This is a genomic window from Pedococcus sp. P2_A3 (assembly GCF_056405035.1).
Genome location: NZ_JBFUCW010000014.1, coordinates 102,279 through 127,814 on the forward strand (window position 1 = coordinate 102,279; position 25,536 = coordinate 127,814).

General features: G+C 70.2%; 20 protein-coding genes and 2 rRNA genes. 3 read left to right on the forward strand and 19 right to left on the reverse strand.

The features are described 5' to 3' along the window. The first annotated feature begins 13 nt into the window (after positions 1-13). The 3 genes from AC1DX8_RS12655 (at position 14) to AC1DX8_RS12665 (ending at position 3,870) form a co-directional block, all read left to right on the forward strand. Positions 14-832 carry a DUF427 domain-containing protein gene (locus AC1DX8_RS12655; RefSeq protein ID WP_477630279.1) on the forward strand — a complete coding sequence of 273 codons (819 nt, stop codon included), beginning with the start codon at positions 14-16 and terminating at the stop codon, positions 830-832. A gap of 91 nt (positions 833-923) precedes the next feature. Further along, on the forward strand, positions 924-1,748 hold the full coding sequence (locus AC1DX8_RS12660; RefSeq protein WP_477630280.1) for an alpha/beta fold hydrolase: 825 nt from the start codon (positions 924-926) through the stop codon (positions 1,746-1,748). A gap of 142 nt (positions 1,749-1,890) precedes the next feature. Then, complete coding sequence (locus AC1DX8_RS12665) at positions 1,891-3,870, forward strand: heparinase II/III domain-containing protein (protein WP_477630281.1); 1,980 nt, start codon at positions 1,891-1,893, stop codon at positions 3,868-3,870. A gap of 245 nt (positions 3,871-4,115) precedes the next feature. On the opposite strand, the gene aspS is transcribed toward AC1DX8_RS12665, so the two are convergent. From aspS to AC1DX8_RS12760, 19 genes are all read right to left on the reverse strand, one after another. Then, the gene (gene aspS, locus AC1DX8_RS12670; protein WP_477630282.1) at positions 4,116-5,921 is read right to left on the reverse strand and encodes an aspartate--tRNA ligase; all 1,806 of its coding nucleotides are present in this window, start codon (positions 5,919-5,921) and stop codon (positions 4,116-4,118) included. A 109-nt stretch (positions 5,922-6,030) separates the two neighbouring features. Continuing rightward, complete coding sequence (locus AC1DX8_RS12675) at positions 6,031-6,435, reverse strand: YchJ family protein (RefSeq protein WP_477630283.1); 405 nt, start codon at positions 6,433-6,435, stop codon at positions 6,031-6,033. Next, a complete protein-coding gene (locus AC1DX8_RS12680) occupies positions 6,432-7,151 on the reverse strand; it encodes a VOC family protein (protein ID WP_477630284.1) in 720 nt (239 codons plus the stop codon). The genes AC1DX8_RS12675 and AC1DX8_RS12680 overlap by 4 nt, the downstream gene beginning before the upstream one ends. 10 nt (positions 7,152-7,161) lie before the next feature. After that, positions 7,162-7,809: an NUDIX domain-containing protein gene (locus AC1DX8_RS12685; protein ID WP_477630285.1), complete on the reverse strand. Its 648-nt coding sequence runs from the start codon at positions 7,807-7,809 to the stop codon at positions 7,162-7,164. Beyond that, entirely contained in the window at positions 7,806-9,512 is a 1,707-nt protein-coding gene (locus AC1DX8_RS12690; RefSeq protein WP_477630286.1) for a CTP synthase, read from the reverse strand. Before AC1DX8_RS12690 ends, AC1DX8_RS12685 begins: the two co-directional genes overlap by 4 nt. 11 nt (positions 9,513-9,523) lie before the next feature. Then, positions 9,524-10,639: a glycosyltransferase family 4 protein gene (locus AC1DX8_RS12695; protein ID WP_477630287.1), complete on the reverse strand. Its 1,116-nt coding sequence runs from the start codon at positions 10,637-10,639 to the stop codon at positions 9,524-9,526. Further along, positions 10,636-12,288 (reverse strand): murein biosynthesis integral membrane protein MurJ, encoded by a 1,653-nt coding sequence (gene murJ / locus AC1DX8_RS12700; RefSeq protein ID WP_477630288.1) that lies wholly within the window; start codon positions 12,286-12,288, stop codon positions 10,636-10,638. The genes AC1DX8_RS12695 and murJ overlap by 4 nt, the downstream gene beginning before the upstream one ends. 30 nt (positions 12,289-12,318) lie before the next feature. Further along, on the reverse strand, positions 12,319-13,155 hold the full coding sequence (locus AC1DX8_RS12705; protein WP_477630289.1) for a hypothetical protein: 837 nt from the start codon (positions 13,153-13,155) through the stop codon (positions 12,319-12,321). 5 nt (positions 13,156-13,160) lie between these two features. Next, a complete protein-coding gene (locus AC1DX8_RS12710; RefSeq protein ID WP_477630290.1) occupies positions 13,161-14,102 on the reverse strand; it encodes a copper transporter in 942 nt (313 codons plus the stop codon). Then, positions 14,099-15,283 carry a putative cytokinetic ring protein SteA gene (steA, locus tag AC1DX8_RS12715; protein WP_477630291.1) on the reverse strand — a complete coding sequence of 395 codons (1,185 nt, stop codon included), beginning with the start codon at positions 15,281-15,283 and terminating at the stop codon, positions 14,099-14,101. The genes AC1DX8_RS12710 and steA overlap by 4 nt, the downstream gene beginning before the upstream one ends. Before the next feature lie 125 nt (positions 15,284-15,408). Then, positions 15,409-17,130, reverse strand: coding sequence for a DNA repair protein RecN (recN, locus tag AC1DX8_RS12720; protein WP_477630292.1), 1,722 nt, complete (start codon positions 17,128-17,130; stop codon positions 15,409-15,411). Positions 17,131-17,165: 35 nt separating this feature from the next. Beyond that, entirely contained in the window at positions 17,166-18,170 is a 1,005-nt protein-coding gene (locus tag AC1DX8_RS12725; RefSeq protein ID WP_477630293.1) for an NAD kinase, read from the reverse strand. Positions 18,171-18,208: 38 nt separating this feature from the next. Next, complete coding sequence (locus AC1DX8_RS12730; protein ID WP_477630294.1) at positions 18,209-19,015, reverse strand: TlyA family RNA methyltransferase; 807 nt, start codon at positions 19,013-19,015, stop codon at positions 18,209-18,211. After that, positions 19,012-19,305 (reverse strand): hypothetical protein, encoded by a 294-nt coding sequence (locus AC1DX8_RS12735; protein ID WP_477630295.1) that lies wholly within the window; start codon positions 19,303-19,305, stop codon positions 19,012-19,014. The genes AC1DX8_RS12730 and AC1DX8_RS12735 overlap by 4 nt, the downstream gene beginning before the upstream one ends. Next, positions 19,302-19,946, reverse strand: a complete 645-nt coding sequence (locus tag AC1DX8_RS12740; RefSeq protein ID WP_477630296.1) for a hypothetical protein — start codon at positions 19,944-19,946, stop codon at positions 19,302-19,304. Before AC1DX8_RS12740 ends, AC1DX8_RS12735 begins: the two co-directional genes overlap by 4 nt. A gap of 48 nt (positions 19,947-19,994) precedes the next feature. Then, positions 19,995-21,020 (reverse strand): HAD-IIA family hydrolase, encoded by a 1,026-nt coding sequence (locus tag AC1DX8_RS12745; protein ID WP_477630301.1) that lies wholly within the window; start codon positions 21,018-21,020, stop codon positions 19,995-19,997. After that, on the reverse strand, positions 21,010-21,744 hold the full coding sequence (locus AC1DX8_RS12750) for a tetratricopeptide repeat protein (protein WP_477630297.1): 735 nt from the start codon (positions 21,742-21,744) through the stop codon (positions 21,010-21,012). Before AC1DX8_RS12750 ends, AC1DX8_RS12745 begins: the two co-directional genes overlap by 11 nt. A 439-nt stretch (positions 21,745-22,183) precedes the next feature. Next, a 5S ribosomal RNA gene (gene rrf, locus AC1DX8_RS12755) occupies positions 22,184-22,300 on the reverse strand. A gap of 95 nt (positions 22,301-22,395) precedes the next feature. Next, positions 22,396-25,509, reverse strand: a 23S ribosomal RNA gene (locus AC1DX8_RS12760). Positions 25,510-25,536: the final 27 nt, after the last annotated feature.

The window sequence follows — 25,536 nt, forward strand, 5'->3', positions numbered from 1 at the left end:
GCATGGTTGGACCATGGCACTCGACCTCCACCAGCAGTGGTTCCGGGGGGTGGGCCAGCTGCGCTGCAGCGCCACACCCAAGCGGCTCCGCGCCTCCAGGGACGGACGGGTGGTCGTCGACACGACCGACGCCCTCCTCGTCTGGGAGCCCAGGCGGGTGGTGCCGGAGTATGCCGTGCCCACCGCTGCGCTGACCGCCGATCTCGTCGACCTCCCGCGACGCGAGGAGCCGGCCGGCCTGCCGCCCGTGCTGGGTCCGAGGCACTTCGAGCTGCACACCTGCCCGGGGACACCGGTCGCCCTGCGCGGGGCCGACGGTGAGCTGGTCGAGGTGGGCTTCCGGCCCGACGACCCCGACTTGGGGGGCCGGGTGGTGCTCGACTTCTCGCGGTTCAGCTGGGTCGAGGAGGACCAGCCCGTGATGGGTCACGCCCACGACCCGTACAAGCGGATCGACGTGTTGGCCAGTGACCGCCACGTCGTCGTCGAGCTCGACGGCACGGTCCTGGCCGACTCGCGGCGACCCCTGGCGCTCTTCGAGACCGCACTCCCCCCGCGGTGGTACCTGCCCCCGGAGGACGTGCGGATGGATCTCCTCACTGCGTCGGACACCCACACCGTCTGCGCGTACAAGGGCCGGGCGAGCTACCTCAGCTGCGACCTCGAGGACGGCGCCGACATCGCCTGGTTCTACCCCGATCCGCTGGACGACGCGGTCCGGGTGCGAGACCGCGTGGCGTTCTGGTCCGAGCGGGCCGTCGTGACCGTGGACGGCCAGCGGGTGACCGGCGGGATGCCGGACGCCGAGCGTCCCGCCGCGCGCTCGCTCTGACCGGCCGCACGGCCACCACGTCCTGACCTGCGCGCAGGGCCCGGATGTGCCTACATTCGACCTGCACCCCCCTTCGGACGAGAGGACTGACATGCCCACCGTGTCCAACGGCGACGTCGAGATCCACTACGAGGACAGCGGTGGCTCGGGCCGTCCTGTCGTCCTCATCCACGGCTGGCCGCTCAGCGGCCCGTCATGGTCCGACCTGACCCCTGTGTTGGCGAACGAGGGCTACCGGGTGATCACCTACGACCGGCGTGGCTTCGGGCAGTCCGGCAAGCCCGGTGCCGCCTCGTCCTACGACTACGACACCCTCACCAGCGACCTCGAGGCCCTGGTCACCGAGCTCGACCTGCAGGACGCCAGCCTGGTCGGGTTCTCGATGGGGGGCGGCGAGGTCGCACGCTACGTGGGGACGTACGGCGAGGACCGACTGCGCAGCGTCGTCCTCGCGGGTGCCATCCCCCCGTGCCTCCTCAAGGACGACGACCACCCCGACGGAGCCCTCGACCTCGACACCGTGGCCGGGATGCAGGAACAGCTCCGCGCCGACCCGCCCGCCTTCTTCGACGCGTTCACCACCAACTTCTTCAGCGCCAACGGCGAGCTCAAGGTGACCGAGGAACAACGTCAGGACGCGTTGGCCCTGGCGGCCGAGGCCGACGTCCACGCTGCGGCGGAGTGCATCCGCTCGTGGGTCACCGACTTCTCCGGCGACCTGGCCAAGGTCACCGTCCCGACGCTCGTCGTGCACGGCGACAGCGACGCGATCGTGCCGATCGAGGTCTCCGGCCGGCGCACCCACGAGGCCGTGCCCGGCAGCGAGCTCGTCGTGATCAAGGACGGTCCGCACGGCATCAACACCAGCCACGCCGAGGAGTTCAACCGCGCCGTGGTGGGGTTCCTGGCCCGCTGAGCACGCCCGAGGTATCGGTGCGAAACGTCGGGATTTTCGCAATTCCGGACAGATGGCGCATCGTCACGTAGCCTGCTCCGTAGGGAGGGGTCACCGTCTGTCGTGGTGACCGGAGGACTTGTCAACCGTCACGCGCAACACCATGCCCGGGCGTCGCTTCGCAGGGACAGCAGCCGTGGTGCTGGTGGGGCTGTGTGTCGTCGCCGTGGGCTCATCGACCGCCGCCGCGAGCACCACGACCGGCACGACACGGGCAGCGGCGCTGCACGGGCTGTCCGCCACGTCATCGAGGCCGCCTGCGCCCGAGGAGCCGACGGTGGCCCAGTTCACCCACGGGGTGCCCTACGTGGCTCCGACGGAGGCGCCGGCCACCGACATCGGCGCCTCGCGCGCCCGAGCGCTGACCGCGGGCACCTACGCCTGCACCGGGTACGGCCCGGTGGACGACAACACGCCCGTGTCGCAGGTCCTCCGCGACCAGTACACCTGGGCGACCTTCCCCACGACCCAGATCGGGGACGGCACGGGCAACATCAACTGGCGGCTCAACCCCTACAAGAACCCGTCCTGGTACATGTGGCTGCACTCCCTGCGCTGGATGGGCCAGGGCATCAGTGCCGGCGAGGGCGGGGACCTCGTCGCGCTCGAGCACGTGAAGGCCATCGCCCGCGACTGGGTCAAGGACAACCCTTTCTCGTGGCAGTCCGACATCGGGGCCTACGAGTCGACCCAGAACCGCGCGAACGTCCTGATCTGCCTGAGGCAGGCCATCATCGCCAACACTCCCGACGGCCAGCTCCCCGCCGCCGACGCCTGGATCGATGCCTCACTGCGGGACCACGCGTCGTTCCTGATCGCGCACTGGAGCGGGGCGTGGAACCACGGGACCGACGAGAGCATCGCGCTCTTCGGGGTCGGCTGCCTCCTGGACGACGCCGACTACCGCGCACTGGCCGTGAAGCGCATGGGTGAGGGGATCACGACCAACATCGACGCCCAGGGCGCGACCAACGAGCAGTCCACGGGCTACGGCCACTACAACTACACGCAGTGGGGGCGCGCGGTCGCTGTCCTGCGTGCCTGCAACACCGATCCCGGGGCGACGATCGAGGAGCGGCGTCGGCTCCTGGCCATCTGGCTGGCCCAAGCCACTGACTCCACCGGCCGGCTGCACCAGATCGGTGACTCCGAGCTGTTCAGCACGCAGTCCTTCCCCGGCACGCCGACCGAGTACGTGGCGAGCGGGGGCACCCAGGGCACCCCGCCGACGAACCGCGTCGCCGTCTATGACCAGGGCTACGTGTTCGGTCGCACGGGCTGGGGCACCGGTGACCGTACGTACGCGCAGGAGTCCACCTACAGCATCAGGTTCGGCCCTCGACGGGCCGTGCACGGCCACAACGACCACATGGGGATCACCTACACCTCCAGGGGTCGGCCCATCCTGGTCGACGCCGGTCACGCGGGCTACCAGCCCGACCAGTGGCGCGCCTGGGTGCGCAGCGAGTACGGGCACAGCGCGCTGACCACGCCCATGAGCACCGAGCTGTTCCCCGCGACCACTCTGACCCGCAAGCTCATCGGCACCACCTCCGAGTTCTACGAGTTCCGCGACGTGCCGGCGAGCGGAGTCACCCGGACGCGAGGAGTCCTCTTCCTCAAGGACCCCGACATCCTCGTCACCCTGGACCGCGCGGGAGCGACCCGCGCCCAGCAGTTCCAGACCCTGTGGCACCTGCCGAGTGACCAGACCGCGTCCGTGTACTCGCGGACGACGGCCATCTCCCAGACGCCGGGGTCGAACACCCGCACCATCCTCTTCCAGATCCCGTATCGCCAGGCCCTGCCGCCGGGCGCCATCCTGCTCAAGCGGGGCCAGACCTCCCCGATCCAGGGGTGGCAGTACCCCGACATCTGGACCCGGAACGCAGCGCCGACGCTGCAGCTCTCGAGGTCGGGGACGTCCGCGTCGATCCTGAGCATCGTGGCCCCGGTCCGCGCGGCTGGCGGGGTCCTCTACAAGGTCCGCCAGGTGGGCACCTCGACACTCATCGACCTCGTCGTGGCCGGCAAGCCGGTGACCGTGCTGATCTCCAACGGTGGTGGCCTCGTCCGCATGTGAGGCGGTGCCGCGCAGGGTCAGGAGAGGTCGCCGGCGGCGTAGCCGTCACTCGGCGGCACGTCCGCCATGCTGCCCATCGGCCCTCAGGTTGCGGGCCATGGGCCGACTTCGTGGCGGGTCACCTCGCCGAGCGCCCGGGAAGTCGGGCGATGGGCCGAGTTCCCGGCACGGGTATGCCGCCCGCTCGGCGGGTCCCACAGTCGCGTGGGCGAGCGGGCGGCCTACCGGGCGTGCGTGGTGCGGCCTCAGCCCTCGGTGCCGGCCTTGGCCTCGGCAGGCTCGGGCTCGGCGTCGACACCGGCCTCCTTGCGCTGCTCCGCGGTGATCGGCGCGGGAGCCGCGGTCAGCGGGTCGTAGCCCCCGCCGGACTTGGGGAAGGCGATGACGTCGCGGATCGACTCGGTGCCGGCGAGCAGCGAGACGATCCGGTCCCACCCGAACGCGATGCCACCGTGCGGCGGGGCGCCGAAGGCGAACGCGTCGAGGAGGAACCCGAACTTCTCCTGCGCCTCCTCCTCCGACAGGCCCATGACCTTGAACACCCGCTCCTGCACGTCACGGCGGTGGATACGGATCGACCCGCCACCGATCTCGTTCCCGTTGCAGACCATGTCGTAGGCGTAGGCGAGCGCCGGACCGGGGTCGGTGTCGAAGGTGTCGAGGAACTCGGTCTTGGGCGAGGTGAACGCGTGGTGCACCGCGGTCCAGGCCCCGGCGCCCACGGCGACGTCACCCGCGGCAACCGCCTCTGACGACGGCTCGAAGAGCGGGGCGTCGAGCACCCACAGGAACGACCAGGCGTCCTCGTCGATGAGGCCACAGCGACGGCCGATCTCGAGGCGGGCCGCCCCGAGCAGGGCCCGGGAGGACTTGGTGGCGCCGGCCCCGAAGAACACGCAGTCGCCGGGCTGGGCGCCGACGTGGGCGGCCAGGCCGTCCCGCTCGGCGTCGGTGAGGTTCTTGGCGACCGGCCCACCGAGGGTGCCGTCCTCCTGCACGAGCACGTAGGCCAGGCCCTTGGCGCCGCGGCTCTTGGCCCAGTCCTGCCACGCGTCGAGCTGCTTGCGCGGCTGCGCGGCACCGCCGGGCATGACGACCGCGCCGACGTACTCCGCCTGGAAGACGCGGAACGGGGTGTCCTTGAAGTAGTCGGTGCACTCGACGAGCTCGTTGCCGAACCGCAGGTCGGGCTTGTCCGTGCCGAACCGGCGCATCGCGTCGGCGTAGGTCATCTGGAGGAACGGCGTCTGCAGCTCCACCCCGATGAGCTTCCAGACCTCGCGGACGATCTCCTCGCCGAGCTCGAGCACGTCGGCCTGCTCGACGAACGACATCTCGATGTCGAGCTGGGTGAACTCGGGCTGGCGGTCGGCGCGGAAGTCCTCGTCGCGGTAGCAGCGGGCGATCTGGTAGTAGCGCTCCATCCCGGCGACCATGAGCAGCTGCTTGAACAGCTGGGGACTCTGCGGGAGGGCGTACCAGGAGCCGGGCGCCAGGCGCGCGGGCACGAGGAAGTCGCGGGCGCCCTCGGGGGTCGACCGGGTGAGCGTCGGCGTCTCGATCTCGACGAAGTCGCGTGCGCCCAGCACCGACCGGGCTGCGGCGTTGACCCGCGAGCGCAGCCGGATCGCCGCTCCGGCGGACGAGGCACCGGGGCGGCGCAGGTCGAGGTAGCGGTGCTTGAGCCGCGCCTCCTCACCCACCGTCACGCGCTCGTCGATCTGGAACGGCAGCGGCGCCGACGCGTTGAGCACCTCGATCGAGCTCGCGACGACCTCCACCTCGCCCGTCGGCAGGTCGGGGTTGACGTTGTGCTCGCTGCGGGTGACGACCTCGCCGGTCGCGCGGATGCAGTACTCGTTGCGCAGGTCGTGGGCGGCACCGGTGAGGACCTCGTCACGAGCCACGACCTGGACGATCCCGCTGGCATCGCGCACGTCGAGGAAGGCCACGCCGCCGTGATCGCGCCGACGAGCGACCCAGCCCGTGAGCGTGACGGTCTGACCAGCGTGGTCGGCGCGCAGGGTGCCGGCCTCATGGGTGCGGAGCACGAGAGATCCTTCGATTCAGTCGGGTGGTGAACCCGGCCATCCTACGGACCGGCCCACGCGGCATACGAATCAGTTCTGTCGGAGGCGCCGCGCCGTGGGGCAGCCGCGCTCAGTCGACGTCTCCGTCGACGTAGACCCAGCGACCGGCTCGCTTCACGAACCGGCTCCGCTCGTGGACCACGCCCTCGGAGTGGGCCGCCTCGAACTCCACCTCACCCACCGAGTCGGTGTCGCGGCCGTCGTCGACGGCGATGACAGTCAGGCCCTGCCACACCGGACCGCCGGAGGCATCGAGGTCGCGCGGCCGGGTGCGCGGGTGCCACGTGCGCAGCAGGTATGCCGTGTCGTGGACGACGTAGGCGGTGTACCGGCTGCGCATCAGCCGGACCGCGGACTCGGCGTGCGCCACCCCCTCGTGCAGTGGTCGGCAGCACTGCGCGTAGGCCAGCCCGGTGCCACACGGGCAGGCATCCGCCACGGCCGCGCCCGGTGCCACGGCTCCGAAAGCGCTCACGCGGCCCTCGCCGGGAGGAAGCAGAACTCGTTGCCGGAGGGGTCCTGCAGGGAAGTCCACGGCAGGTCGCCCCAGTCGTGGTCCAGGCGCACGGCACCGAGCCTCTCCACGTGGTCGACCAGCGCGGCCAGGTCGTCCCCGGCCTCGAGTCGCAGGTCGAGGTGCAGCTGGTTCTTGCCCGCCTTGGGCTCCCGGGTCGCGAAGAACTCCAGCACCAGCCCACGGCCGGACGGGTCCCGCAGCGACTGCGGGGCCGTGCCGGCGGATGCCAGCCACCCGGTCAGCTCGGCCCAGAACGCCGCGTCGCGGTCGGGGTCGTCGCCCAGGATCGGGACCGCCGCGATCGGGCCGGTGTCGCGGTAGGACTCGCGTTCCTCCATGACACAGAAGGGGTGGCCCTCCGGGTCGGCCAGCACCACCCACGGCACGTCGCCCTGGCCGAGGTCGAGGTGGGTGGCACCGAGGCCGAGGAGGCGCTGCACCGTGGCGGCCTGGTCGTCCCCGCCGTGCAGGTCGAGGTGGAGCCGCGGTGAGGACAGCAGCGGGTCGGAGACCTGCTGGAAGCAGAGGTCGAGGGTCGGGCCGCCCTCCAGCGACAGCCGGGTCTCGACGATGTCGGGCTCGTCGGTCAGGGTCTGGGTGCCCAGCGCCTGCTCCCAGAAGCGTCCGCGCACCTGGGGCTGGGCAGCGTCGAGGACGAGGTTCTCCAGGTACATGCGACCGACCCTACGCGCGGCGGGCGGGCCACGGCGCGTCCACCGGCCGGAGGGTGGCCCAGGCCTGCTCCCGCGCGGCGAGCGTCGCCAGCACGGCGATGCCGAGGGTGGAGTTGTGCAACCGCCCGGCGAGGAACGCGTCGCGGGCCTCCTCCAGCGCGACCCAGCGCACCGGCATACCCAGCTCCTCGCTCTCGCGTTCGTGCTGCTCCCCGTCCGGGACCCCCGCGAGGTCCCGGGCCAGGTAGATGCGCAACGCCTCGTCGAGGCCGCCGGGCGAGCTCACGTAGTCGGCGAGGACGTGCCACGTCCCGGCCACGAGGTCAGCCTCCTCGTGCAGCTCGCGCGCGGCCCCCACGTGCGCCGGCTCACCGTCGACGTCGAGCAGCCCCGCCGGGACCTCCCACTCGTACGCCCGGACGGGGTGGCGGTACTGCTGGATCAGGCAGATGCGGCCCTGCTCGTCGAGCGCCGCCACGGCGACCGCACCCGGGTGCCGCACGTACTCGCGAGTGACCTCGCCGGCCTCACCCAGGTCGACCCGGTCGCGGACGACGTCCCAGACCAGGCCGTGCAGGGCCACCTCGGAGTGCAGGACGGGCAGATCGGCGTAGCGGTCGGCCAGCTCCTCGCCGAAGCCCTCGGACCCCTGCGTCACGCCGTGGCGTCCGCCGTGCTGCGCGGACGCTCGACCTCCACGAGGCGGGCGGCCCGCTGGGCGTTGATCGCGGCCTCGACGAGCCCGGCGAACAACGGGTGGGCGCGGTGCGGGCGCGACTTGAACTCCGGGTGGGCCTGGGTCGAGACGTAGTAGGGGTGCACCTCGCGGGGCAGCTCGACGAACTCGACGAGGTTCTTGTCCGGGGACAGGCCGGAGAAGACCAGGCCGGCGGCCTCGAGCTCCTCGCGGTAGGCGTTGTTGACCTCGTAGCGGTGCCGGTGGCGCTCGTCGACGGCGACCGCGCCATAGGCCTCGGCGACGACCGAGCCCTCGGTCAGCTTGGCGGGGTAGGACCCGAGCCGCATCGTGCCACCGAGGTCACCCGCGCCCTCGACGAACGCCTTCTGCTCCTCCATGGTCGCGATGACCGGTGCAGGCGTGTTCGGGTCGAACTCGGTCGAGCTCGCGCCCTCGATGCCCGCCACGTTACGGGCGTACTCGATCACCATGCACTGCAGGCCCAGGCAGATGCCGAGCGTCGGCACCTGGCGCTCCCGGGCCCACTTCAGGGCGCCGAGCTTGCCCTCGATGCCCCGCACGCCGAAACCGCCGGGCACGAGGACCGCGTCGACCCCGCCCAACGCCTTCTGGGCGCCGGCCTCGGTCTGGCACTCGTCGCTGGCGACCCAGCGGATGGACACCTTGGCGTCGTGGTGGAACCCGCCGGCGCGCATCGCCTCGGTGACGGAGAGGTAGGCGTCGGGCAGGTCGATGTACTTGCCGACCAGCGCGATCTCGACGGTGTGCTCGGGGCTGTGCACGCGACGCAGGAGCTCGTCCCAGTCGTGCCAGTCGACGTCGCGGAAGTTGAGGCCCAGCCGCCGGATGACGTAGGCGTCGAGGCCCTCCTTGTGCAGGACCTTCGGGATGTCGTAGATGCTCGGGGCGTCGACGGCCGCGGCGCAGGCCTCGGTGTCGACGTCACACATCAGCGAGATCTTGCGCTTGATGCTGTCGGGGATCTCCCGGTCGGCCCGCAGCACGAGGCCGTCAGGCTGGATGCCGACCTGGCGCAGCGCGGCCACCGAGTGCTGGGTGGGCTTGGTCTTCAGCTCGCCGCTCGGGGCGAGGTAGGGCACGAGCGACACGTGCAGGAAGAAGACGTTGTCGCGGCCGACGTCGTGGCGCACCTGGCGGGCGGCCTCGAGGAACGGCAGCGACTCGATGTCGCCGACGGTGCCGCCGATCTCGGTGATGATGATGTCCGGCGCCTCGCTGGGCTTCACCCCGGGGCTGCCGGCGGCCTGCGCCCGCATCCGTTCCTTGATCTCGTTGGTGATGTGCGGGATGACCTGGACGGTGTCGCCGAGGTACTCCCCCCGGCGCTCCTTGGCGATGACCTGGTTGTAGATCTGCCCGGTCGTGACGTTCGCCTTGCCCACGAGGTTGCTGTCGAGGAACCGCTCGTAGTGACCGATGTCGAGGTCGGTCTCCGCGCCGTCGTCGGTCACGAAGACCTCGCCGTGCTGGAAGGGGTTCATCGTGCCCGGATCCACGTTCAGATAGGGATCGAGCTTCTGCATGGTGACCCGCAGACCGCGGGCCCGGAGCAGATGTCCGAGGCTTGAGGCCGTCAGCCCCTTGCCGAGTGAGGAGGCAACGCCCCCGGTTACGAAGATGTGTTTCGTCTGCTCCACCACGGGATTCAAGCCTACGTCATTCCGAGCATGCCTGAGTACCACTCGTGCCAGCGGCGCGCCGTCGCCGCCCCGTCGTCCCACGATGCGGCCCGTTCTCGTCCCTTCACGGAGGCGGTATGCCGCGCGGCCGGGTCGGTGAGGTAGCGCTCGACCGCACCCGCGGCCTGACCCGCGTGACCGACCGGCACGAGCGTGCCGATGCCCTCGACCAGGTCGGGCAGTCCCCCGCTGTCGGTCGCGACCACCGGCAGCCCCGCGGCCATCGCCTCCTGGACGACCAGGGCCCGGGCCTCCCAGGTCGAGGTCAGGACGAACACGTCGGCGGCGCGCAGCCACCGCGCCGGGTCGGGCTGCGGACCCACGAGGTGCACGGGGACCCCGTCGTCGCGGATCCGCCGTGCCAGCGCCTCTCGCAGGTCCTCGTCACCACCACCGACGACCACCGCTGTCGCGGGCACCGTGAGGCCGGCGATCGTGTCGATGAAGGTGGCCAGGTCCTTCTGCGGCGCCACCCTCGCAATCGACAGCACGAGGGGCGCGTGGGTGGTCAGGGGCTCGATCCCGTTCTCCCGCAACAGCTCTGCGGCCAGCGCACGTCGTGCATCCTCGTCGAGTGGTTCCTCGGCGAGGAGCGCGGGCACCCGCGGGGAGGGCACGGCTGCGAGGCGCACGTCGTGACCTCCCAGCCGCCGGGCCTCGGCCACCAGGTCGCTGCTGGCGCCGGTGACGAGGGTGGCCCGTCTGGCCACCACCCGCTGCACGAGGTCGAGGACGCGCCGTCGGCGTCCCCCGACCAGCACGGCGTTGTGCTGGCTCACGACCACGGGGGTCCGCGTGCCCGTCGCCACGACGACTGCAAGGAGTCCCGCCTGGTGGCCGTGGGCGTGCAGGACGTCTGCGGCACGCACGAGGCGACGCAGACGCCCGAGGGTGCGCAGTGCGCCGACGAGCCCCGACGCCCGCCCCGGCCACCACAGCCGCGCGTCGGTCAGGTCGAACCGCACTGCCGTCGACCGGTCGGTCACCAGGGTGACCTCGTCGCCGAGCGCCCGCAGGCCGGCACTGAGCTCCACCACGTGGGTCCCGATCCCACCCGCGCTGAGGCCGAGGAGCATCACGACCCTCACGCCGACGTCCCCCTCCTTCGGTTTCGCCCGCGTTCGCGCAGCGCCGTCATGGCCCTGCGGTCGGCGACCATCATCACGCCGAGGTAGGCCACCAGGGTCACGAGCCCGACGACGACGCCACTGCCGAGCGCCGACCACAGGGAGTCGGGAGACAGGCCGCGCGCGACCGTGTCACCGACTGCCAGGCCGACCGCGACCGAGACGACGGCGGCACCGAGGGTCCGACCCGCACCGCGGACGGCTTCGGGTCCCCACGCGCCGCGCACGAGGAGGGCCAGGACGGCCGCGGACACGGTCATCCCCACCGTCGAGCCGATGCCGAGCACACCGAGGGTCGTCCCTGCGGGCGAGCCCTCCGGGATCAGCGCGATGGGGATCAGGGCGGCCAGGGCCCAGCCCGCCGCCACCGCGAGGGCGGCGTGGATCGGGCGTCCCCGCACGTACAAGGCCCTGGTCAGCAGGGCCGAGACCGAGAAGCCCACCAGGCCGGGGGCGTACGCCGACAACGCGCCGGGCAACGCCGCCAGGGCGGCGGCCCCACCAGCGTCTGCGCCACTGTCGAACGAGCCGAAGAACACCCCCACCGGCTTGGCGACCGCCATCAACACCGTGACCGCCCCGGCGGTGAGCAGCAGGATGCCCCTCAGTGCGGCAGCAAGGGTGTCGCGTGCTGTCGTCCCGACCTGTTGCTGGAGCTCCTCGGCCGCGGTCGAGTGGGCCAGCGCCGGGAACGCGGACGTCGCGATCGGGACGGCCAGCACGGCATACGGGAGCAGGTAGACGGCCTGGACGTAGGCGTAGACGTTGACGGCACCGGTGTCGACGGTGCGCGGTGCGTGCGTGAGCCACAGGGTCGCCGCCACGGCGGCCTGCTGGGCCACCAGGGCGATGACCCCCGCGCCGGCGAGGGAACCGGCCCTCCTGGCCACCCCGTCGGGGAAGCTGAAGGTCGGCCTGAGCCGGACCCCGGCCCGCACGGCAGGCACGAGCAGCGGCAGGCTCAGCACGACCACGCCGAGGGTCGTGCCGCCTGCCAGCACCCAGGTCGCCCCGGCGGAGATGTCGGCCGGGGTGGTCCGGGGGTCGGCGGCGAGCCGGTAGCCGAGGTAGGCGCCGATGACGACAAGGCTGGACAGCAGGGGTGCGAGGGCTGCCGCGAGGAACCTGCGGTGCGCCTGGAGCACGCCGGCGAGCACGACCCCGACACCGTAGAGCGCCACCTGGGGTGCGAAGACCAGCAGCATCGTGGTGCCGAGGTCGGCGGCGCCGGGCACCATCGTGTGCCCGAGCAGCGCGTCACTCAGCCACGGCGCCGACAGCGCCAGCAGCACCGAGAGGGGCACCAGCACCGCGACGGCCCACGTGAGGAGGGCCGAGGCGGTCCGGTCGGCGTCCTCCCGACGCCCGGCGCCGAGCTGGCCGGCGATCAGCGGCACGGCCACGGCGGCGAGGGCGCCACCGGCGGCGACCTCGTAGACGACGTTGGGGAGCATGTTGACGGTTTGGTAGGTGTCACCCACCCCGCCCGCGCCGACGGTGCGCGAGAAGACGATGGTGCGTCCGAAGCCCGCCAGCCGGGCCAGGAGGGTCACGACCGCGATGACGGCCGCGGCCTTGGCGACCGAGGTGCCGACCGTCCTCGCCGTCATCGACGACCCTGCATCATCGACGACCCTGCATCATCGACGACCCAGCGCGTCGATCTCGCGCAGCCCGGGCGTGGACTCGATGACCTGGGTGAACGAGACCTTCTCCGAGGCCAGGGTCAGGGCCGTCAGCGCCGCGAGCGCGACCCACCGGCCACGGCGACCGGTGCGTTGCACCAGCGCCGCACCGAGCAGGGCACCCGCGCTGTTGGCACCGGTGTCGCCGAGCATGGCCTCCCCCGCCAGGTCGGGACCGAGGAGCCCGGCGGCGGCACCGGCGGCAGCACCGGCGGCAGCGCCGGCGGCAGCCGCAGCTCGTGGGGTGGTGGCCGTCAGCACCCCGAGCGCGATGGTCGCCTTGAGCGCCCGACCGGGGCGCAGGTCGAGCAGGTTGAGCAGGTTGGCCGAGCCGGCGATGACCGCACCACCGACCAACGTGTCCAGGGCGCCCGGTATGCCGCCGGGCCGGGTCTCGCGACCGCGTGCCCCGCGGTCGACGAGGGCCGCGGAGACCAGCCCGGTCACCCCGAGGCCGAGGATCTTGACCGCCCCCGTGGTGACCTCGCCGCGCGCGAGCGCCCCGAGGTGGCCCTTGAGCCCCTTGCTGCTCGAGTCCCCCCTGAGGTCGTCCAGGGCACCGAGTGCCGCCGACGAGCCAGCCGCGAGGGCGGGGCCGGGCCCGGCGCCCAACAGGGCTGCCGCACCGGCCGCCCCGACGGCATACGCGGGTCCCTCGAGGAGGGTGACCGTGCGACCCGCGTGGTTGGTGCGGTCCCAGGTCTGGGCCCCGCCCGGGGGGCGGGCACGCAACAGGCGCAGGGCGGAGGCGGCGAGCGCCCCGGCGACGGCGCCGGACACGAGTGCGCGCACGAGCCCTACTTGGTCGCCAGCTGGGGGAAGGCCGCCGTCGCGTCGGACGCGAGACCGTACTGCCCGGACTTGCCGGCCTCCTGCTCGAGCAGTCCGAAGACGAGGCTGGCCTGACCCATGGGCAGGTCGGCGTTGTCGACCGTGGACAGCACCTTGGACTGGTCGCCGTTCTCACGCGAGGTGGTGACGACCGAGGTGGTGTCGGTGGCCGCGGGCTTCAGCGTGGGGGCCACCAGCACGGCGCCGGCGCCGGCTTCGTCGAACGCTCCTGCGAGGTGGCTCAGCCCGGCGGCCCGCTCCTCGCGTGCGGCCGCGTCCGACCCGGTCACCGGTCCGGCCACGATGACGGCGATCGAGGCGACCTTGACGGTGTCGGGGGTGTAGCGGATCAGGTCACCGGTGCGCAGCGCCTCGAGTGCCGAGGCCGCTCCCGCAGCAGCGGACCCGGCCTTCGCGAGCACCGACCGGGCGAGCACCGCATCGACGACGTCGGAGCCGGACTGGTCGATGGGCACGCCGACCTGGCTGGCCAGCTGCTGACCGAGGGTGGCGCGGAAGGCTGCCTTGTCGGGGTCGACCCAGTTGTCCTGCACCGAGATCGTCGACCCCACGACCGCACCGGCCGAGGCCAACGTGCTCTGCGTCGACTTCACGAGGTTGGCATCGGCACCCGGCAGGACCACCAGGGTCACCGTGGTGTCCTTGAGCCGCTCGGCGAGCAGGCTGCGGTTGCTGGCCGTGGTGAACTCGTCGCGCGCCTTGGTGCCCTTCTCGGCCGAGTCGAGCTCGCCGCGCAGGGACGCCTTGTCGGCGCGCAGGTTCTTCACCTCGGAGGTGAGCGTGTTGCCGATGTCCTCCTTGAGTGGACCGGCACCGAGCACGATCCCCACAGCGAGGGCCATGAAGATCGAGACGATGGAGACGAGGTGGTATCGGAAGTCGATCACGTGACAATTCCTACGACGAAGGACCAGAGGTCGTCCCACCGGGCGCCGAGCACCTGGAGGAGCGCACGCCCGCCGGTGGTGGACCAGAGCGCTGCGAACAGCGCACTGAGCCCGACCAGCAGCATGAGCGTCAGGGCGAGGTTGGAGATGCGGGAGCGGTAGAGCCGGCTGACGCCCTTGGCGTCGATGAGCTTGCCACCCACGCGCAGCCGGGTCAGGAAGGTGCTGGCCATGCCGCTACGACCCTTGTCGAGGAACTCGACCAGGGTGGCGTGGGTGCCCACGGCCACGATCAGCTCGGCGCCCTTGTCGTCGGCCAGCAACATGGCGACGTCCTCGCTCGTGCCGGTGGCCGGGAAGACGACCGGCTCGACGCCCAGCCGGTGCACGCGCTCCAGCCCGGGGGCGTTGCCGTCACGGTAGGCGTGCACGACGATCTCGGCACCACAGCGCAGGGTCGCGTCGGACACCGAGTCCATGTCACCCACGACCATGTCGGGCTTGAGGCCGACCTCGAGGAGGGCATCGGCGCCGCCGTCGACCCCGATCAGGACCGGGCGGTACTCGCGGATGTAGCTGCGCAGCATGCGCAGGTCTTCCTTGTAGTGGTAGCCGCGCACGACGATCAGGGCGTGCCGCCCGTCGATCTTGGTGGTGATGTCGGGGACGCCGACGCCGTCGAGCAACAGGTCGCGCTCGCGTCGCAGGTACTCCATGGTGTTGGCGGCGAACGCCTCGAGCTGCACGGCGAGCCCGGCCCTCGCCTCCGTCATCGCGGACTGCACCAGCTCGTGGTCGAAGGCCTGGCCCTTGGCGACGACCTCCTCGCCCACCCAGATCTCGTCGCCGTCGACACGGACCAGCTGACCCTCGCTGAGGTCGTGCATGACGTCCTTGCCGACGTTGTCGATCAGCGGCACGCCGGCGTCGACGAGGATCTCCGGACCGAGGTTGGGGTAGCGACCCGAGATCGAGGGCGCGGCGTTGATGACGGCGGCCGGCCGGCAGGCGAGCAGCGCCTCGGCGCTCACCTTGTCGATGTCCTGGTGGTCGATGACCGCGATCTCACCGGGCTTGAGCCGCTTGGTGAGGTTCTTGGTGCGGGCGTCGACGCGCACCAGACCGCGCACCCCCGGGGTCTCGGGGTCGCGGGCACGGTGGCGGCTGAACTTCACAGGCATCCTGACCATCCTCCCACGGGGCATCGGGTATGCCGCACGGCCCACGCGGGCGCGCGGCCGCGACCTGTGTCACGGTTCGCGAGGGGCGGACGTCAGTCTGGGTGGCCGGTCCGGACCCGCCCCCGTCAGGCGCGGACGGCGGTCGCGCGTCGGGCGACGGTCTCCTCGACGAGCTCTCGGGCGTGGTCGAGGGCGGTGCCGGTGTCGACCCCGGCCATCATGCGGGCGAGCTCGCGCAGCCGGTCCTCGCCGTCGACGGCGTGCACGCCACTGGAGGTGATGTGTCCGTCGCTGGCCTTGCGGACGACGAGGTGGCGGTCGGCATAGGCCGCGACCTGGGGCAGGTGGGTGACCACGACGACCTGGGCGTGCTGGGCCAGCGCCGCCAGCCGCGCACCGACATCGAGCGCCGCGGCACCGCCGACCCCGGCATCGACCTCGTCGAAGACGAACGTGGGGACGTCGGTGCCCCCGGCTGCTCCGGTGACGACCTCAAGGGCCAGCATGACCCGCGAGAGCTCACCACCGGACGCCGCCTTGGCCACCGTGCGGGCGGGGCTGCCGGGGTTGGCGGCGAGCAGGATCTCGACGTCGTCGCCGCCGTGCCGGGCGAGGCCGGACGGGCGTGCGGTGACCGCGACGTCGACCGTGGCCTGGCCCATCGCCAGGTGCGCGAGCTCACCGGTCACGGCGGTGGCGAGCCGCTTGGCTGCCGCGCGTCGGGCCTTGCCGAGCGCCTGTGCCGTGGCGGTGCGTTCGCGGTCGAGCCGAGCCACCTCCGGCTCGAGCGCCTCGATGCGGCTGTCGGAGCTCAGGAGGGCGTCGAGCCGCTGGGCCGAGGTCTTCCCCCAGGCCAGCACGTCGTCGATGGTCTCGCCGTACTTGCGGGTCAGGGCGGTGAGGTCGGCCCGTCGCTGCTGGACCCAGGCCATCCGGGCCGGGTCGACCTCGATGTCGGACAGGTAGCTGCTCAGGTCGGCGGCGAGATCTGCGGCCAGGTAGCCGAGGTCCGCGAGCCGACGGTCCAGCTCGCGCAGGACGGGGTCGTGGTCGACCTCCCCCGCCAGCGCCTGACGCGCCGAGGCGATCAGCTCGACGACGCTGGGGGCCGGCTCCGCGGCATACTCGTGCGCTCCAGCGAGGTGGTCGTGGGCCAGGGACGCGGCACCGCGAAGCCCCTCGGCGTGACCGAGCCGCTCGTCCTCCACCCGGAGCTCAGCGTCCTCCCCCGACTGGGGGTCCACCTGCTCGAGCTGGTCGAGCCCGTGCTGGAGCACCTCGATCTCGCGAGCGCGGTCACGGGCCTGCTCACGCAGCCGAACGAGCTCGGCGGCCGCGGCCTGGTGGGCGTCGTAGACGTCGGTGTGGGCGAGCAGGGCCTTCTGCAGGGGCGCTCCCCCGAACTGGTCGAGCACGGCACGGTGCTGGTCGCTCTGGCGCAGGCGCCACTGGTCGGCCTGACCGTGCACCGCCACGAGGTGCTCGCCGATCTCGGCCAGCACCCCCACCGGGGCGGACCGTCCCCCGACGTGGGCCCGCGATCGGCCCTCCGCGCTGACCGACCGCACCAGCACCAGCCCGTCGGTGACGTCGGCGCCGGCCTCGGCGGCGCGTTGCGCGGCAGGGTGGTCGCTGGCGACGTCGACCAAGCCCTCGACGACGGCGCTGCCTGCGCCCGATCGCACCAGCCCGGCGTCGGCCCGGGCGCCGAGGAGCAACCCGAGTCCGGTCACCACCATGGTCTTGCCTGCGCCGGTCTCACCCGTGACGACGTTGAGCCCTGGGTGCAGGTCGAGCACGGCGTCGTCGATGACGCCGAGTCCCTGGATCCTCAGTTCGGACAGCACCGGCACAGCCTCTCACGCACGGCCGACCCCCGCGGTCAGGCTGGCGGCGGCGTTGGCGGCGGCGGTGGTGACGGTGCCGCCTGCGCGACGCGGGCGGCGTCCTCGCGGCGCGCCTGACCACGCCACCCGTGGATCGACAGGTCGAACTTCGCCACCAGCCGGTCGGTGAACGGCGACGTGCTGAGCCTGGCCAACCGCACGGGGGTCTGCGAGCGCACCACCTCGATGCGCGCGCCCGGCGGCAGGTCCACGGCTCGTCGTCCGTCGCACCACAGCGCCCCGGCACCCAGGGTGTCGGGCACCACCTCGAGGGCGAGGTGCGAGTTGGGACCGAGGACGAGCGCCCGGGCGAACAGTGCGTGCGCGCTGATGGGGACCAGGAGCAGGGCCTCCACGTCAGGCCAGACCACCGGCCCCCCGGCGGAGAAGGCATAGGCGGTCGACCCGGTGGGGGTGGCCACCACGACCCCGTCGCAGCCCCACGTCGTGAGGGGGCGGCCGTCGATCTCGGCCACGACCTCGAGCATGCGTTCGCGGTTGGCCTTCTCGACGGTGACCTCGTTGAGGGCCCAGCTCGTGTAGACGGGGTCGCCGTTGACGTTCGCCCTCACCTCGAGGGTCATCCGCTCCTCGACCACGTAGGACTTGGCGACGATGTGCTCGACCGTGGCGTCGATGTCCTCACGCTCGGCCTCGGCGAGGAAGCCCACGTGGCCCAGGTTCACGCCCAGCAGCGGGGCACCGGTGCCCCGGGACACCTCGGCGCCGCGCAGGATCGTGCCGTCGCCGCCGAGCACGCAGACCAGCTCGCACCCCTCGGCGGCAGCCTCACCGTCGTCGACGAGGGTGACTCCGGGGTGCTGGGCCAGGTTGACGGCGGTGGCCTCGTCGCGCTGGACGACCACGTCGATGCCTGCCTTGTGCAGGCGCTCGACGACGGCCGTGGCGACGTCGTGCGCCTCCTGGCGGCGCGGGTGGGCCACGAGCAGGATCCGGCGCCCCGGCGCGGTGCGGCCCGAGCCGGTGCTCCCTGAACTCACCTTGTGCTCCCCACGGTCTGGTGTCCCTTCGAGGTCAGTCATGGCTGGGTCACGTCGTCGGCGGCCCTCACCAGAGCCTCCCATCCCATCGACTCGTCGTCGCGGGGGGTCAGCCACAGGAGGTACTCGGCGTTGCCCTCGCCCCCCTCGATCGGGCTGCGGGCCAGGGCCCGGGGGTGCAGCCCGGCGGCCACCGCCGCGCGGGCGACCTCGGTGACCGCCCACGCACGGTCGCCCTGGGCCCTGACGATGCCGCCCTTGCCGAGCCGGGTGCGGCCGACCTCGAACTGGGGTTTGACCAGCACCACGGCGTCACCCTCGTCGGCCAGCAGGCCCCGGAACGTCTCGAGCACCAGGGTCAGCGAGATGAAGCTCAGGTCGGCGACGAGCAGGTCCACCACTCCCCCGATGTCGCCCGCCGTGAGGTCGCGCACCGTGGTCCGGGACCGGTCGGTGACCCGGGGGTCGTCGGCCAGCGCCGCGACCAGCTGACCGTGCCCCACGTCGAGGGCGATGACGTGCGCCGCGCCCCGGTGGAGCAGCACCTGGGTGAACCCACCGGTCGAGGCGCCCACGTCGAGACAGCGCCGCCCCGAGACCTCCAGTCCCTGCGGCCCGAAGGTCTCCAGCGCCCCCAACAGCTTGTATGCCGCGCGGCTCACCCACCGCGGGCCCTCCTCGCGCACCTCGATGTGCTGGCCGGCGGTGACGGGGATCGACGGCTTCGCCGCCGGTGTGCCGTCGACGCTGACGTCGCCGGAGTCGACGAGGGTGCGGGCGTGCCCCCTCGAGCGGGCCAGGCCGCGCCGGACCAGCTCGAGGTCCAGCCGAACCGAGCCGCTCACTCGCCGCCGAGGTCGGACAGCCGCGCTTGCAGGGTCTGGTGCACGCGCTGACCCGCGTCGATCTGGGCGTCGAGGTCGTCCGCGGGGGCCTCCTGGAGGTCCTGCAGGGCCGAGTCGATGACGATGTCGCCAGTCGCGTGGTCACCCAGCCCCGTGCCGAGCGACTCAGCCCGGTCGGTGGGGTTCTCGTGCTGGGAGGCGTGCGCCACGGCGGCGCCGAGACCCTGGTTCCGCTCGGGTGGCGTCAAGGTCTCGGCCTCGGAGCTGTCGGTCTGCTGCTCGTCGTTCACTCTGCGGCCTTCGTGGCGGTGGTCTTCGTGGCGGTGGTCTTCGTGGCGGTGGTCCCGGTCGCCGCCGCCGTCGTCGCCGGGACAGTCTTCTTGGCGGGCGCAGCCTTCTTCGCCGTCGCCTTCCTGGCCGGCGCAGCCTTCTTCACGGGCGCAGCCTTCTTCGCCGTCGCCTTCCTGGCCGGCGCAGCCTTCTTCACGGGCGCAGTCGGCGGGGCCGACGGTCGCGCAGCGGTGGACACCGCTCCCGAGCCGACGACGGTCCGGGCGATCGGGCTGCGAGAGGCGCCCGCGACGGCGGAGGCGCCGGTGGCCACGAGGAGCGCCCGCAGCTCGGCGATCTCCTTCGTGACGGCGGTCAGCGCGGTCCGGGCGGCGTCGACGTCCGCGACGCGCGCGACGTCGGCCTTCTTGAGCGCTGACTCGACCTCACTCTGGATGAGGCTGAGGAGATTGGCCCGGTTGGCCCTGGCTGCCTCGAGGAGCTGGTCGGCGAGCGTCGAGGCCTGCACCGCACGCCGCGTCACCTCGTCCGCGCCGGGGAGGGCCAGCAGGCCCTGCGCCGCGTCCATCGCCCTCGCCTTGGTCATCTCGCCCAGGCCGCTGGCCAGCTGGACATAGCTGCGCACGGATTCGAAAGCCACGGTTGGTCCTCCTCGATGAAGCGGCGGGGTTCGCTCGCGCCCCTCACGCTACTGCCAAGCGTCGATCTCGGGAACGAGTCGGCGCACGGCGTCGTCGTCCAGGTCACCGAGGTCGAGGGCCTCGTGGAGGCATGCCACCCCGGCGCGGGCCGCCTCGATGGCACTGCCCTTCGACGCCACCTCCCAGCGACCGTCGACGACCCGCCGGCGGTCGTCGCCGCAGACCCACCACGAGTAGTCGGTCTCGGCAGGGACGTAGGGGGCCGACAGCGACCGGAGGTCCTCGAGCAGGTACGTGGGTCGCATGGCCGCAGGGGCGGACGCCAATGTCGTCACGGAGTCGATGCCGGTGAGCACCAGCGCCGAGTCCATGCCGGCCGCGACGGCCCCAGCGATGTCGGTGTCGAGCCGGTCCCCCACGGCCAGCACCCGCGCCGGCTGCGCATCGAGCCGCGTCGCGCAGAGCTGGTAGAGGGGTGCGTAGGGCTTCCCGACCACCCGCGGCTCCTGCCCGGTCGCCCGCTGCACCGCGGCCACCAGCATGCCGTTCCCCGGCGCCGTGCCCCGGTGGGTGGGCAAGGTCGCGTCCGTGTTGGTGGCCACCCAGACCGCGCCGGCTGCGACGGCGTAGGCCGCCTCGGTCAGGTCTGCTGCCGTGACGGACAGGCCGTAGCCCTGGAGCACCCCGGCCACCTGATGGTCGGGGGCCTCGCGGGTCTGCTCGGGCGTGGCGACCTCGAATCCCTGGTGCTGCAACGCCTCCCGCACGCCGATGCCGCCGATCGCGAGGATCCTCGAGCCCGCAGGCACCAGGTCCTTGAGGACGGCGGCCCCCGCCTGCGAGCTCGTGGCGACGTCGCGAGCCCGCACGTGCAGCCCGAGGTCGGTCAGGTGCCCGGCGACCTCGTCGGGTGGGCGTGAGGCGTTGTTCGTGGCGTAGACGATCGGCACGGTCAGCGCCGAGAGCGCCGAGACGGCGTGATCCACGGCGTCCGGGCCCCGGTAGACCACGCCGTCGAGGTCGCAGACGACCGCGGCATACCGGTCCACCAGGGGGGGCCCGCTAGCGGGCATCGCCACCGAGCTCGCTGGTCCTCGCGGGGGCGGCGTCAGCCACGTCGTCGTCCTCTTCGCCATCGAGCAGGTCGGTGAGGACCACGCCGTCCAGCTCGGCCAACCGCTCCGCTGCGTCGGTCTCCAGCTCGTCGTCCGCGTCGGCGGCGCGCGCGAACCAGTCGCGGGCGTCGTCGTCGCGTCCGACGGTGAGCAGGGCCTCGGCGTAGGCGTAGGACAACCGGGCCGACCAGGGCTTGCGGGCCGAACCCTTGAGCTGTGGGATCTGCAAGGCCTGCAGGGAGGCCTCGAACTGGCCCAGGTCACGGCGGATCCCGGAGATGACGATGGCCAGCTCGACGCGGTCCTCGACCGCGAGGGTCTTGGCCTCCGGCGACATCGCGAGCTCGAGCGCTCGCTCCTGACGGCCCAGCCCGCGCTCACAGTCGACCATCAGCGCCAGCAGGTGCGAGGACCCGCTGAGCCGGCGGGCGGTGCGGAACTCGCTGAGTGCCCTCGCCCACTCACCCTTGCGGTAGGCCACCAGCCCCAGGGCCTCGCGCGCCGCGGGCACGCGACCCGCGCGGCGGACGGCCGTCTCGGCATGCGCCTCGGCACCCTCGAGGTCCTCGACCTCGAGCAGGGCCGCGACCATGACCAGGTGCTGGGCCACTCCCTCGGCGTTCTCCTTGCTGAGGGTGCGCAGCTGCTGGTGCACCGAGCGGTCGAGCTCCTTGCCGGTCACGCCCTCGGCGATCCGCGGTTCCGGGAGCTTCGGCTTCTTCGGCGCCAGACGGGGACCGGTGGTCCTGGCGTCGCCGGCGCCACCGGGCCCGCCGTCCCGCCGGTCGCGGCGGCCTGCGCCGCCGCGCTCGGGTCGACCACCAGAGCCACCGCGTCCGCCCCGGGCGGGGCCGTCGCCGCGACTGCTCGCCCCGCCGTCCCGACGAGGCCCCGAGGAGCGTCCGCCGCCTGCGCCGGGAGGACGACCACCGCCTGATGAGGGTCGACGGTTCTGGCCACCTCGGCCTGGCTGGTTCTCGGACACGTGTGCTCCTCGCTGTGCAGTAATCATGGGCAGTCTACGGACTGTGGCCGGGCCGGGACACCGAGGTCCGCGCGGGCGGACAAACCCGGGAAATGCCAAAAGGGCCACCCCGATGGGATGGCCCTTTTGAAAGTATGTCCGGCTGCGTCCTACTCTCCCACACCGTCACCAGTGCAGTACCATCGGCGCTGAAGGGCTTAGCTTCCGGGTTCGGAATGGAGCCGGGCGTTTCCCCTTCGCTATGACAGCCGAAACTCTATGGAGATATCAATCAGTGGTTCTCAGTCCCGACCGTATCTCGGGAACTGCACAGTGGACGCGTAGCACCTGCTTATTGAAAAGCATTGTGTAATCAAGTTATCGGCTTATTAGTACCAGTCAGCTACATGCATTACTGCACTTCCACGTCTGGCCTATCAACCCAGTAGTCTAGCTGGGAGCCTCTCGGACCGAAGTCCATGGAAACCTCATCTTGAAGCACGCTTCCCGCTTAGATGCTTTCAGCGGTTATCGTTTCCGAACGTAGCTAATCAGCCGTGCTCTTGGCAGAACAACTGACACACCAGAGGTTCGTCCATCCCGGTCCTCTCGTACTAGGGATAGCCCTTCTCAAGTTTCCTACGCGCACAGCGGATAGGGACCGAACTGTCTCACGACGTTCTAAACCCAGCTCGCGTACCGCTTTAATGGGCGAACAGCCCAACCCTTGGGACCTACTCCAGCCCCAGGATGCGACGAGCCGACATCGAGGTGCCAAACCATGCCGTCGATATGGACTCTTGGGCAAGATCAGCCTGTTATCCCCGGGGTACCTTTTATCCGTTGAGCGACGGCGCTTCCACAAGCCACCGCCGGATCACTAGTCCCGACTTTCGTCCCTGCTCGACATGCCTGTCTCACAGTCAAGCTCCCTTGTGCACTTACACTCAAAACCTGATTGCCAACCAGGCTGAGGGAACCTTTGGGCGCCTCCGTTACCTTTTAGGAGGCAACCGCCCCAGTTAAACTACCCACCAGGCACTGTCCCTGATCCGGATCACGGACCGAGGTTAGATATCCAGAACGACCAGAGTGGTATTTCAACGTTGACTCCACCGACACTGGCGTGCCGGCTTCAAAGTCTCCCACCTATCCTACACAAGCCGTACCGAACACCAATACCAAGCTGTAGTAAAGGTCCCGGGGTCTTTCCGTCCTGCTGCGCGTAACGAGCATCTTTACTCGTAGTGCAATTTCGCCGAGTTCATGGTTGAGACAGTGGAGAAGTCGTTACGCCATTCGTGCAGGTCGGAACTTACCCGACAAGGAATTTCGCTACCTTAGGATGGTTATAGTTACCACCGCCGTTTACTGGGGCTTAAATTCTCAGCTTCGCTCCGAAGAACTAACCGGTCCTCTTAACCTTCCAGCACCGGGCAGGCGTCAGTCCGTATACATCGTCTTGCGACTTCGCACGGACCTGTGTTTTTAGTAAACAGTCGCTTCTCCCTGGTCTCTGCGGCCGATCACGCTCGGGCAGCAAGTGCCGTCACGATCAGGGCCCCCCTTCTCCCGAAGTTACGGGGGTATTTTGCCGAATTCCTTAACCATGATTCWCTCGATCGCCTTGGTATTCTCTACCTRAYCACCTGWGTCGGTTTGGGGTACGGGCGGCTYGAACCTCGCTAGAAGATTTTCTAGGCAGCATAGGATCACCCTCTTCCCGCATACGCGGTCACTATCAGGTCTCAGGATATGTGTGAGGCGGATTTGCCTACCTCACTCCCTACACCCTTGGACGTGGACTACCATCGCCACGCGGAGGCTACCTTCCTGCGTCTCTCCATTGCTTGACTAGTACTAGATCGGGTCGCGCGCTCCACTCGAGTCAGTCCGAAGACGTCATCGAGCTTCAGGCGCTTAGCATCACTAGGTTCGTCATGGGCGGTTCTTCGCCGGTTCCGGAATATCAACCGGATGTCCATCGACTACGCCTGTCGGCCTCGCCTTAGGTCCCGACTTACCCAGGGCAGATTAGCTTGACCCTGGAACCCTTGGTTATTCGGCGGACGGGTTTCTCGCCCGTCATTCGCTACTCATGCCTGCATTCTCACTCGTGTGGCCTCCACGGCTGGATCACTCCGCCGCTTCCCTGGCCACACGACGCTCCCCTACCCATCAACACGCTTGGACCGTGGATCCTCAGATGTCACGGCCGGGCAATGTGTCAATGCCACAGCTTCGGTGGTGTGCTTGAGCCCCGCTACATTGTCGGCGCGGAATCACTTGACCAGTGAGCTATTACGCACTCTTTAAAGGGTGGCTGCTTCTAAGCCAACCTCCTGGTTGTCAATGCAACTCCACATCCTTTCCCACTTAGCACACGCTTAGGGACCTTAGATGGTGGTCTGGGCTGTTTCCCTCTCGACTACGGAGCTTATCCCCCGCAGTCTCACTGCCACGCTCTCACTTACCGGCATTCGGAGTTTGGCTAACGTCAGTAACCTGGTGAGGCCCATTAGCTATCCAGTAGCTCTACCTCCGGTAAGAAACACGTGACGCTGCACCTAAATGCATTTCGGGGAGAACCAGCTATCACGGAGTTTGATTGGCCTTTCACCCCTACCCACAGCTCATCCCCTCAGTTTTCAACCTAAGTGGGTTCGGTCCTCCACGACGTCTTACCGTCGCTTCAACCTGGCCATGGGTAGATCACTCCGCTTCGGGTCTAGACCCAGCGACTAAATCGCCCTATTCGGACTCGCTTTCGCTACGGCTTCCCCACACGGGTTAACCTCGCCACTGAGCACTAACTCGCAGGCTCATTCTTCAAAAGGCACGCTGTCACCCCACAAGGAGGCTCCAACGGATTGTAGGCAAACGGTTTCAGGATCTATTTCACTCCCCTCCCGGGGTACTTTTCACCTTTCCCTCACGGTACTTGTCCGCTATCGGTCACCAGGGAATATTTAGGCTTAGCGGGTGGTCCCKCCAGATTCACACGGGATTTCTCGGGCCCCGTGCTACTTGGGATACTTCTCTGGAGTTCGCGTCATTTCGTCTACGGGGGTCGCACCCTCTGTGCCGGGCCTTTCAATGCCCTTCGACTATAACGCGAATTTTTGACTCCATGTCAGGATGTCAGTCCTGACCGAAAAGTCCCACGACCCCGACCATGCAACGCCTGACAGCTATCACACATGATCGGTTTAGCCTCTTCCGCTTTCGCTCGCCACTACTCACGGAATCGCGGTTGCTTTCTCTTCCTGTGGGTACTGAGATGTTTCACTTCCCCACGTTCCCTCTACCCGCCCTATGTGTTCAGGCGGGAGTGACTGGACTTGCCTCCAGCCGGGTTTCCCCATTCGGAAATCCTCGGATCACAGTCTGGTTATCGACTCCCCGAGGCTTATCGCAGATTCCTACGTCCTTCTTCGGTTCCTGGTGCCAAGGCATCCACCGTTTGCCCTTATAAACTTGAGTTTACAAAGATGCTCGCGTCCACTGTGT